Below are 10,865 nucleotides of genomic sequence, written 5' to 3'. Positions count from 1 at the left end.
GCCGAGTTGGTGGTCCGCTAGTTCGCCGACGATCAATACGAACTTGTGGGCGACCGCGCGGGCAACGCGTCCCGGTCAGCTCATATTGGCGGCGAGTTGTCCGTCCACGCCGAAAAGCTCGGGCTTCCAGTGTTCCAGGAGGTCGGTGTTGTCGACGTCGTTCGGGTGGAATCCCACTTTGTTGTACTGCCGAAATCGCTGGCGCACGGAGCGTTTCAGGAACGGCGACCGGCGCAGGGCCCAGAGGCTACGAATCAGCCGCACCGGGTGGTAGGTGGCCCGGTCTGCCAGCAGTGACAGCGTGGTGAACAACGCGACGCTGCCGAAGAAGGTAAACGTGACCATTCGCATGGTCCAGATGCGGCGTCGCTCCGTGCCACCGACGGCCCGGTACACATCGAAGGCGACCGCGCGATGCTCGGATTCCTCATAGGCATGCCACAACAACATCTTTCGCACCTCGGTGGCCCCCAGCAGGGCACGCGCATCCTCGTCCCCCAGTAGCGTTTCGGCGAACACGGCGGTGAAGTGCTCGAGCGCGGCTGTCATGGCCAGGCACGTGATCGGCGAGAATATGCGTTCGTCCCGTTGCAGCGAACGTCGGGTAATCCGGTCGTTGAACCTGGTGGGGTAGCCCATCTGTTGGAGCCGCTCGTTGAGGGCTACGTGCTCGCGGCTGTGCGTCACTTCCTGTCCGATAAAGCCTTTCACCTGTTCCTTCAGTACCGGGTCGGTGACCTGATCGGCGTAGTTGCGCACCGACCGGACGAAGAAGTCCTCGCCCTCGGGGAAGGTGGCGGACAGGTAGGCGACGATGTGACTCATCACCAGGTCGCCCTGGACGTAGTGCCGCTGCAAGCCGCCGTCGGGATAGTTGAAGTGGATCCGCCGCGCGCGGACGAGCCGGGTAGAGGTTTCAGTCACTAGCGTCTCCAAGGGTCGGTTCCAGCTGGGTCAACATTGCGAAAAAGAAGGTGCGGACTTCGGCGACCTTGTTGCGGTGGTCCTCCTGGGTCATGTCGTAGAGACCTAGCCCGTCGTAGAGCGCGGTGATGGTCCGCAGTAGCACACCGGCGTGTGGATTTGTCGCTACGTCGGGGACGAATTCTGTTGCCGACGTGCGCAGTAACTCGATGTACATGTCGTCCCAGGTCGACATCAACGCGCGCAGTTCGGAGTCATGCCGTGCTGCGATCGACAATTCCACCAATGCCCGACATTCGGGTTGTTCGTAGAACGACCACAAGATGTCGAGTGCCGCCGCCGGTGTGCGCTGGTCCGCATCGAGTTGTGCCATCCGCGACTCGAAATCGAGGGCCCGTTTGGCCACCAAGTGGCTGGCGGCCGCATTGACCAGTGCCGCCTTGGTCGGAAAGTGGTGAGCTAGTGCTCCGCGGGAGACCTTGGCGCGCCGGACAACATCATTGGTGGAGGTGGCGGCGTAGCCCTTATCGACGATGCACCACAGGGTGGCATCGAGCAGCCGCGCCCTCATGGCCTCGACGCGCTCGGCGCGAGGAATGCGAATCCGCTCGTCGGAGCGTCGCGTCCGGGTTCTGGCCACCATGTCGCAAAAGTAGCCCCAATTTTACAGGCAGGCAACCCTGCCTGTAAGTGTTTTTGCCGCAGACCCAGCGATGGTTGGTTGTTGCTCGGTCGAGATGGGTGCCGCGTCTGCACACTCGTGACCGCGGGCGTCGGTCCGTTAGTGGCAGAAACCCGATGACAGGTGCCGTCCTGTGGACGACGATTGAGTCACAGTTGAACTCGAGTAGATCGGGGCCTTATGGCACTACGAGACGGCATACAAGATCACGATGCTTGCAGGACTGCGGTATCCATTTCCTTTGACATCAGCCGGCATGTACAAGAAAGGCGAGGATTTCGATGATGTCACCGACGACGCCGGTACGGCCCTGGCCCGGTACGAAATGACCTCAGACATCGACACAATAGTGCGGCGCCACCGTTACGACGGAACGCGACTGATGGACATATTGTGGGATGTTCAGCATCTGTACGGCCACATTCCCGATGACGTCTTGCCACAGCTCGCCACCGCTTTGGATCGGTCTCCGCTGGACATCGTGGAGACAGCTTCCTTTTATCACTTCTTCCACCGTCAGCCATCAGGACAGCACCGGATTTACTTGAGCAACACGGTGATTGCGAAGACGCGCGGGTATCAGGCGGTGTACGACACGCTCGAGCTCCAGACCGGGGCCCGCTTCGGCGAAACGGACGAAGCGGGCATGTTCGGCTTGTTCGAAACGCCGTGTATCGGACTCAGCGATCAGGAGCCGGCGATGCTGATCGACAGCGTGGTATTCACCCGACTGACACCGGAAACTGTCACGGACATCATTTCCCAGTTGAAAACTGGGAGAGTGGCCGCTGATATCGCCAACCCGGCTGGACTACCAGACGACGGCATCGCCTACGTGGACCATCTGGTGCAGTCCAATGTCCGCACGCAGGGTCCGGTGTTCTTCTGTGGCACAACGGATTACCGGGCGCTGCTCGATCGCTGTCTCGCCGGTACTCCCGAGCAGACGATCAGCGAGATCACCGAATCCCGACTGCGCGGATACGGTGGTGCTGGGTTTCCCACCGGGCGCAAGTGGAGCCTGTGCCGGGCTGCACCCGGCGATGACAAGTACGTCATCTGCAACGCCGATGAAGGTGAACCCGGCACGTTCAAGGACCGGGCACTGCTGACGCGCTCGCCTCGAGATGTTTTCATCGGGATGGTCATTGCGGCCTACGCGATCGGTAGTCGGCACGGAATCGTCTACCTGCGTGCCGAGTACGTGTATCTCAAGCGGTATCTGGAAGCCCAGCTCCGGCAACTCCGGGACGACGGGCTGCTCGGACGTCGCATTGGTGGGCAAGCAGGATTCGATTTCGACATCCGCATCCAGCTGGGCGCCGGTTCCTATGTTTGCGGTGAAGAATCGGCGCTGATCGAGTCGTGCGAGGGTAAACGGGGTACGCCCCGGCTGAAGCCGCCATTCCCGGTCCAGGAGGGGTATCTCGGCAAACCCACCTGCGTCAACAATGTCGAAACGTTTGCGGCAGCTACCCGTGTCATGGAGAACGGCGCGCCGTGGTTTCGCCGCATGGGCACACCCGACTCTGCGGGCACCCGCCTGCTGAGCGTCGCTGGGGACTGCGACCGTCCGGGCGTCTACGAGGTCGAGTGGGGTATCACCCTCGATGAGGTGCTGGCCATGGTCGGTGCGCGGGATGCTTGCGCTGTCCAGATGAGTGGCCCAGCGGGGGAGTGTCTGTCGGTGGAGGTGGACGGCAAACGTCGGATCGCGTACGAGGACATTCCGTGTAGTGGCGCCGTCACGATCTTCAATTCGAGTCGCGACCTGCTCGACTGCGTCAGCGACTACACACAGTTCTTCGTTGACGAGTCCTGCGGCATTTGTGTTCCCTGCCGGGCGGGCACCGTCGCTCTGCACGACAAGGTGCAACGCATCATCGCCGGCACCGGTATCGAACAGGATCTGGACGACGTGGCCCGCTGGGGTGCGCTGGTGCGAACGACCAGTCGGTGCGGTCTCGGCGCCACCGCGGCCAATCCGATTTCGACGACCCTGGAAAAGTTCCCCGAGATCTATCGGAGCAGATTGCGCACCCAGGAACAGGCCCTGCTGCTCTCCTTCGATCTCGATGCTGCCCTGGCCGGGTACGACAAGGCAGTTACCGAACGGGAAACGGACGGGACCGCATGACCATCCGCATCGAAATCGATGGGGTACCGATGTCGACCGAAGAAGGCGGCGTCCTGGTCGATGTGGCCGCCGACGCTGGGGTGTACATCCCGACGCTGTGCTACCTCGAAGGCAAGCCGTGCCTCGGAACCTGCCGGGCCTGCTCGGTCAAGGTGAACGGCACCGTGGTCGCGGCGTGCACGGTTCGAGTCTCGGACGGACTGAAAGTCGAGGTCGACGAACCGGAAACGGCAGACCTCCGGAAGGCGTTGGTGGAGTTACTGTTCGCGGAGGGCAACCACAATTGCCCGAGTTGCGAGAAGAGTGGTCGCTGCACGCTGCAGGCGGTCGGCTACGAGGTGGACATGCTGGTGTCACGGTTCCCGTACCGGTTCCCGCGGCGCGAGCGGGACCATGCGTCGGAGAAAATCTGGCTGGAACGGGATCGCTGCATCTTCTGCCAACGCTGCGTGGAATTCGTCCGCGACGAATCCAGCGGCCAGAAGATCTTCAGCATCAGCGAGCGCGGTCCCGAGTCCCAGATCGAAATCGACACCGAGCGGGCAAACGCCATGCCGGACGAGCAGATCCACTATGCCGTCGCCATCTGCCCCGTCGGCGCCATCATCGACAAAAGGGTCGGATACGACGTCCCGATCGGCCGACGCAAGTACGAGCTCGAATCCGTGCGCGCACGGGCCCTCGACCGCCGAGACGAGTCTGGTAAGCCGTGACCGAGGAGACCACGTCGCACGAAATGCCGGTAGCCCCAACGGAACCGGCGCTTGAGGCGGCCCGCGACACCAAGGTCAAGGTGGCGATGATCGGCTTGTGCGGCTGTTGGGGCTGCACGTTGTCATTTCTGGACATGGACGAACGGCTCCTGCCGCTCCTGACCAAGATCAGCATCCACCGGTCGTCACTGACCGACATCAAGAGAATCACCGAGCGCTGTGCCATCGGATTCATCGAAGGGGGTGTAGCGAACGAGGACAACATCGAAACGCTGCGACACTTCCGGGACAATTGCGACATCCTCATCTCCGTCGGAGCCTGCGCCGTCTGGGGCGGCGTCCCGGCAATGCGCAATGTCTTCGAATTGAAGGACTGCCTGTCCGAGGCGTACATCAATTCGCCGACCGCGGTTCCGGGCGCCAAACCCGTCATCCCCTCCCACCCGGACATTCCCCGACTCACCACCAAGGTTTACCCCTGCCATGAAGTAGTCCACATGGACTACTTCATCCCCGGATGCCCTCCGGACGCGGACACCATTTTCGCGGTGCTCGACGACCTGATACAGGGTCGCCCGGTGACGCTGCCCCGCTCGCTGAACCATTACGACTGATCTCGGAGGCTGCGCGTGAGCAGAAAGCTGATCATCGATCCCGTTACCCGAATCGAGGGCCACGGCAAGGTGACCGTGCACCTCGATGACGACGACAACGTCGTCGACGCCAGGCTGCATGTCGTCGAGTTCCGCGGCTTCGAGAAGTTCATCCAGGGCCACCCGTTCTGGGAGGCGCCCATGCTGATGCAACGCATCTGCGGAATCTGCTTCGTCAGTCACCATCTGGCCGGCGCCAAGGTACTCGACGACATGATCGGCGCCGGCCCAAAATCGGGAAGCGGCGTGACGCGGACAGCGGAGAAGATCCGCCGACTCGGCCACTACGCGCAGATGCTGCAATCGCATGCGACGGCATATTTCTACCTGGTCGTCCCCGAGATGATGTTCGGCATGGATGCCGCACCGGCGCAGCGCAACATGATCGGGCTCATTGAGGCTGACCCCGCGTTGATGCGACGAGTGATCATGCTGCGCAAATGGGGCCAGGAAGTCATCAAGACGGTCTTCGGCAGGAGAATGCACGGCATCAGCTCCGTGCCCGGAGGCGTCGACAAGAACCTGAGCCGGGCCGAATGCGACCGCCTGTTGAACGGCGAAGAAGGGCTCCCGTCGATAGCCGACATCATCGATTACGCCCAGGACGGGCTGCGCATCTTCTACGGCTTTCACGCGAAGAATCGGGCTGAGGTGGACGGTTTCGCGAACGTTCCCGCCCTCAACATGTCCCTGGTCGATGACGACGGCAACGTGGACTACTACCACGGCGTGCTGCGCATCGTCGACGACGACAAACACGTCGTCCGTGAATTCGACTACCACGACTACCTCGACCATTTCTCCGAAGCGGTCGAAGAGTGGACGTACATGAAGTTCCCGTTCCTGAAGGACCTGGGTAGGGACGAGGGTTCGGTTCGGGTGGGGCCGCTCGGGCGAATGAACGTCACGAAGTCGCTCTCCACGCCACTGGCTCAGGAGGCGCTGGAGCGTTTTCATGCTTACACCGGCGGCGCCACGAACAACATGACCTTGCATACCAATTGGGCGCGGACCATCGAAGTGCTCCACGCGGCGGAACTGATCGGAGAACTGCTGCGCGATCCCGATCTGCAGCAGCAAGACTTGGTCGTTACCCCCGCAGCCGGTGCGTGGGTGGGTGAGGGTGTCGGCGTTGTGGAAGCACCTCGCGGCACGCTGCTCCACCACTATCGGGCCGGTCCGGAAGGTGAAATCACCTTCGCCAATCTGATTGTGGCGACTACTCACAACAATCAGGTGATCAACCGCACGGTGCGCTCGGTCGCCGAGGACTATCTGGGGGGCCGCGGCGTGATCACCGAAGCCATGATGAACGCCATCGAGGTCGGGATCCGCGCGTACGACCCGTGCCTGAGTTGTGCGACGCACGCTTTCGGGCAGATGCCGCTGATCGTCACTGTCTACGATCCGGCGGGAAATGTCATCACCGAGCGCGTCCGTTCGTGACGCTCGACGAGTTCGACGACGACTCTTGCCTGATTTACGGGATCGGTAATGTCGGTCGGCAGGACGACGGTTTGGGCTGGGCCTTCGTCGATTGGATTCAGGCGCAAGGCCTCTGCTCGAACGCAGGCCTGGAGAGGAAGTATCAGCTTCTGCTCGAGGACGCCGAACTGATCAGCAACAAGGAACATGTGCTGTTCGTCGATGCCACCAAAGACACCTCGGTGAAATCGTTCACGGTGGAGCGCGTGGTGCCGAGGATGGACTTCAGCTTCACGTCGCACGCCATCTCCATCCCCGCGATCATGGCGACGTGTCAGCAGTGTTTCGACCGCCTGCCAGCGGTTCACCTGCTCGCGATCCGGGGCTTCGAATTCGATCTCGAACTGGGATTGACGCAGGCGGCGCAGCGGAATTTGGATGACGCGACGGCATACTTCTCGTCGGGCGGTCAGGTGTAGAGCGAGTCGAGAAGGTGCTTGTTCTGTTCGGCCACGACGGCACGTTTCACCTTGAGCGACGGTGTCAGCTCACCGCGGTCGACGGACAGATCGTGGTTCAGCAGCGCCCACTTTTTGACGGTTTCCCAGCGGTTGAGGTCGGCATTCAGGGTGTCGACATATCCGGCGATCATGTCCCGCACCGCGGGTGTGCCGACTAGTTCTTGGTAGGTCGCGCCTTCGAGACCGTTCTCGGCTGCCCACCCCGACATCATGTCGGCGTCGAGGGCGATCAACGCGACGCAGTAGTTGTGGCCCTCCCCGAACACCATGAACTGGCTGGCATAGGGGCACATCGCGATGAACTTGGCCTCGATGGCTGGCGGGGCGACGTATTTGCCACCCGAGGTCTTGAACATCTCCTTGATCCGGCCCGTGACGGTGAGGAACCCGTCGGCATCGATGGTGCCCACGTCCCCGGTGCGCAGCCAGCCGTCGTCGGTGAACGCGTCCGCCGTTTTGTCGGGCAGGTTGTGATAGCCGTCCATGACAGCCGGGCCATGGATCTGGATTTCGCCTTGGTCGTCGCTGATGCGTACCGACATGCCGTCGAACGGTAGCCCCACGGTGCCCAGTTTGTAGTGATCGGGCCGGTTGATGCAGGTCCCGGCCGTGGTCTCGGTCAGGCCGTAGCCTTCCAGGATCAGCAGGCCCGCGGCGTGGAACCACTCGCCGATATCGCGGTTCAACGGTGCCGCTCCGGAGACGAAAAACCGGATGCGCCCCCCGAACGCCGCCCGCACCTTGCTGAACACCAGGCGGTCGAACACCTTGCAGAGCAGCGACATCGGCAGCCCAGCAGCTCGGCCCGCGCGTCGTCGGCGGTCCACCCGAAGACCCGCGGAGAAGGCGGCCGCGAACAGCCGGGCCTGGAGGCCACCCTTGGCTTGCTGGGTGGTGACGATGCGGGCATGCGCCTTTTCGAACACGCGGGGTGCGGCGCCCATGAACGTCGGTTTGACTACCGCAAGGTTGTCGACGATCTTGTCGACGCGCCCGTCGATCGCGGTGACGTACCCGCACGCCAGCTGTGTGGTCGTCAGGACTTTGCCGAACGCGTGGGCCATCGGCAACCACAGCAACTGAAGATCGTCTTCGCTGAGGATATGCAGCTCGGCGACCGCATTCGCTTCATACGCCCAGGCCGAATGCGGCAGTCGAACCCCTTTGGGCCGCCCAGTGGTTCCCGAGGTGTAGATCAGCGTCGCCAACTGCTTGGGGGTGATCGCGTCGATTCGCCTCCGCACCGCAGAAGGATTCTCGAGCAGATACTTCTTGCCCGACTCAGCCAGGTCGGCCAGGGTGATCACCCAGTCGGTGTCGCCGGTGCCGTCGCCGGTGCCGTCGAACAGCACCACCTTGGTGAGGTCGGGCAACTCGGCGCGGCGTTCGGTCAGCTTCGCCAACTGCGTGGTGTCCTCGGCGAACACGATGCGGCATTGCGAGTCGGCCAGGATGTAGGCGGTGTCGCCGGCGTTGGTGTTGGGATACACGGTGGTGGTGGCGGCGCCGGCACACATGATCGCCAGGTCGGCCACGACCCACTCGTATCGCGTGCTCGACAGGAGACCGATTCGCTGCTCGGTTTCGATGCCCAGCGCCAGTAGTCCGGCGGCCAGCGCTTCGACGCGGTCCGCAGTCTGCCGCCAAGTCATCGAGACCCATTCGCCGGCAACAAGATAGCGGAAGGCCTCCTTATCCGCCGACACCTGAACCCGGTTGAGAAACATCGAAGCCACATTCGCTGCGGCATCGGTTGTGGATGTGAGGTTGCCATCAATAGTCATGCGCGTCTTCTCGGCCTTGGTGATACTCCTTGGCTTGCTCGGTTCCGCCTATCGGCGGCCGAGGGTCGCCTACCCATCGTTGTTCTGTTCTGCGTCACCGCGACGGCCACTTTCACCGCGTCCGCCGCTGGTTCTTAACCCCTTGCTGACCTCGACTCAACGCCACCGTCAGCCCCGCGATAAGGGCCGAAAGACATTGGGTGGCAGTGCCATGCTGCCCAGGTGAGTATCGGGGCACAAATTATGTTTGCGGGTGGGAGCACACTTGCCTGAATTTATCTGCAGCACCGACCCCCGCGATGACGACACGCGCCGGCAGATCCGGCACGTGGCCCGCCAGGTCGTCCATGCATTCGACTGACGAGACCTAAATGGGGACCCGAGAGACTTTTGCTCCGGAGCTTGGTGCCTTTGCGCCCTATCCGGATGCTCAGGTGAGCACGCAGCATGGACCCGTGAAGTCGCTCATCATCTGCGTTTCGAAATCGCACGGCAATACCCGTCGGGTGGCCGATCGGATGGCTGAGGTGCTTGATGCCGAGGTGGTCGAACCCGAGTCGGTGGACCCCGAAACGCTCGGCGAGTACGACCTCGTCGGCTTCGGGTCAGGAATCTATTACCTGAACGTGGACGCACGACTACCGGAGTTGATATCCCGCCTACCGCACGTTCCGGGCATCCGCGCGTTCACCTTCTTTACCAGCGGCGCTCGGCAGATTCCGCTGCTGGACTACAACAAGCCTGTTCGAAACCAGCTCGCGTCGAAGGGCTTTCAGGTGCTCGATTCGTTCTCCTGCCGCGGTTTCGACACGGTGGGTCCGTTCGGGCTCATCGGCGGGATCAACAGGGGACGGCCTGACGACCGCGACCTCGAACGGGCCGCGGCATTTGCGGCACGTCTTCGCAAACAAGTCGCGGGCTCCCAGGCCACTTCATGACCGATGGCCGGGCTCCGATCCCCGGCGGCGGGCTCGTCAGCGGTCACCGGCGGCCTGATGTTCGACCCATGCGTCGATTGCCGCGTACGCCCGGTCGTTGGCCGGTGACCGAATACCGTTGCGCCGAAAGATAGCTCGCAGCTCGTTGGCCAACTCGCGCATTTCGTCGGCTGCGGCCAAGGCGTGCGCCTGACCACCCACGACCGCCAGCTCGGTGTCGAAGAACCAGCGCAGGCCCGCGTTGATCACCCCTTCCGGGATCCGCATCGCCGCACGTGTCAAGACAGGTTTGATCGCCGTCCCATCGGCCTGAAGGGCGCGCAGCGCCTCGCGGTATCCGGTGACGACGAGGTGCAGCAGATCCGGGCGCCGGGCCAGCCGCCGAATGTCGCCGTCGGCGCTGTAGAGGGCACCGGCGAAAGCGGGCAGCCCCGCCGCGTGGGTCTTCTGGTAGGCCTCGGGATCGGTTACCATCCGCGCGGGCAGGCCGGCATCGCAGAACATTTCGGCGATGGCCCGGGTGCGTGGGCGGGTGACCCCGTCCCTCTCGCCGAACAGCAGCGGCAACCGGCGGGTCCACAGGTAGCGGACCACCACGCCGTCACGCTCACCACCTGCGTTGACCATCCCAGTCAGCACCCGGTCACCACCCAGGGCCGCCGCCATATCGGCTGACCCCGCCAGATTGTTCCCGAGAAACACGTACGACGGGATGCGCGGTGCCTCGGCCAGAACTGCCAGGACCGAGGCGACCTGATTGCGGCGGACGATCACGACGGCCACGTCATAGCGGGCTGCGGGCTCGATGGTCTCGACCAGATCAACGGGTGTCACGCTGCGCCGGCCGGTGCGCCAGTCTTGCAGTATGACGCCGTGTTCGCGCAACGCAGCCAGCCGTTGGCCGCGCGCAAGCAGGCGGACATCCACACCCGCGTCGGCCAATCGAGCGGCGTTGAAGCTGCCGATGACACCGGCCCCGACGACCAGCACCGTCATGTCGGGCTCGCCCGGTAGGCAAAGTCGGCGACGTAGACAGGTCGATGCTCGCGAACCGGTCCGGTCCGGGAGTCGCCGTGTGCCAGATCGGC

Annotated in this window: 10 protein-coding genes; 6 read left to right on the top strand and 4 right to left on the bottom strand. The window is 62.9% G+C overall.

Going from position 1 to position 10,865, the window contains the following annotated elements:
* Positions 1-75: 75 nt before the first annotated feature.
* Positions 76-924, bottom strand: coding sequence for a metal-dependent hydrolase (locus G6N59_RS02965; protein WP_407665805.1), 849 nt, complete (start codon positions 922-924; stop codon positions 76-78).
* Positions 917-1,567 carry a TetR/AcrR family transcriptional regulator gene (locus tag G6N59_RS02960; RefSeq protein WP_138229307.1) on the bottom strand — a complete coding sequence of 217 codons (651 nt, stop codon included), beginning with the start codon at positions 1,565-1,567 and terminating at the stop codon, positions 917-919. The genes G6N59_RS02965 and G6N59_RS02960 overlap by 8 nt, the downstream gene beginning before the upstream one ends.
* Before the next feature lie 295 nt (positions 1,568-1,862).
* On the opposite strand from G6N59_RS02960, the gene G6N59_RS02955 reads away from it, so the two are divergent.
* Genes G6N59_RS02955 through G6N59_RS02935 form a run of 5 tightly spaced genes read left to right on the top strand, consistent with a single transcriptional unit; the run spans position 1,863 to position 7,013 of the window.
* The gene (locus G6N59_RS02955) at positions 1,863-3,743 is read left to right on the top strand and encodes an NAD(P)H-dependent oxidoreductase subunit E (RefSeq protein ID WP_275938274.1); all 1,881 of its coding nucleotides are present in this window, start codon (positions 1,863-1,865) and stop codon (positions 3,741-3,743) included.
* Positions 3,740-4,456, top strand: coding sequence for a 2Fe-2S iron-sulfur cluster-binding protein (locus G6N59_RS02950; protein WP_138229306.1), 717 nt, complete (start codon positions 3,740-3,742; stop codon positions 4,454-4,456). The genes G6N59_RS02955 and G6N59_RS02950 overlap by 4 nt, the downstream gene beginning before the upstream one ends.
* A complete protein-coding gene (locus G6N59_RS02945; protein WP_197907907.1) occupies positions 4,453-5,070 on the top strand; it encodes an NADH-quinone oxidoreductase subunit B family protein in 618 nt (205 codons plus the stop codon). Before G6N59_RS02950 ends, G6N59_RS02945 begins: the two co-directional genes overlap by 4 nt.
* 15 nt (positions 5,071-5,085) lie before the next feature.
* Positions 5,086-6,555: a Ni/Fe hydrogenase subunit alpha gene (locus G6N59_RS02940; RefSeq protein ID WP_138229305.1), complete on the top strand. Its 1,470-nt coding sequence runs from the start codon at positions 5,086-5,088 to the stop codon at positions 6,553-6,555.
* The gene (locus tag G6N59_RS02935; protein WP_138229304.1) at positions 6,552-7,013 is read left to right on the top strand and encodes a hydrogenase maturation protease; all 462 of its coding nucleotides are present in this window, start codon (positions 6,552-6,554) and stop codon (positions 7,011-7,013) included. Before G6N59_RS02940 ends, G6N59_RS02935 begins: the two co-directional genes overlap by 4 nt.
* On the opposite strand, the gene G6N59_RS02930 is transcribed toward G6N59_RS02935, so the two are convergent.
* Positions 7,004-8,839, bottom strand: coding sequence for an AMP-dependent synthetase/ligase (locus G6N59_RS02930; protein WP_138229303.1), 1,836 nt, complete (start codon positions 8,837-8,839; stop codon positions 7,004-7,006). The two genes, G6N59_RS02935 and G6N59_RS02930, sit on opposite strands and share 10 nt — an antisense overlap.
* A gap of 455 nt (positions 8,840-9,294) precedes the next feature.
* Between G6N59_RS02930 and G6N59_RS02925 the strand changes: the two genes are divergently transcribed.
* Positions 9,295-9,777 carry a flavodoxin family protein gene (locus G6N59_RS02925; protein WP_170212365.1) on the top strand — a complete coding sequence of 161 codons (483 nt, stop codon included), beginning with the start codon at positions 9,295-9,297 and terminating at the stop codon, positions 9,775-9,777.
* A 36-nt stretch (positions 9,778-9,813) separates the two neighbouring features.
* Here G6N59_RS02925 and G6N59_RS02920 read toward each other — a convergent pair whose 3' ends face one another.
* Positions 9,814-10,773 carry a ketopantoate reductase family protein gene (locus G6N59_RS02920; protein WP_138229301.1) on the bottom strand — a complete coding sequence of 320 codons (960 nt, stop codon included), beginning with the start codon at positions 10,771-10,773 and terminating at the stop codon, positions 9,814-9,816.
* Positions 10,774-10,865 lie beyond the last annotated feature (92 nt).

Origin of the sequence: Mycolicibacterium aubagnense (assembly GCF_010730955.1) — a bacterium.
GTDB classification, from domain to species: domain Bacteria; phylum Actinomycetota; class Actinomycetes; order Mycobacteriales; family Mycobacteriaceae; genus Mycobacterium; species Mycobacterium aubagnense.
The sequence above is the reverse complement of the archived record's forward strand: the minus strand, read 5'-3'. Positions and strand labels throughout refer to the sequence as shown.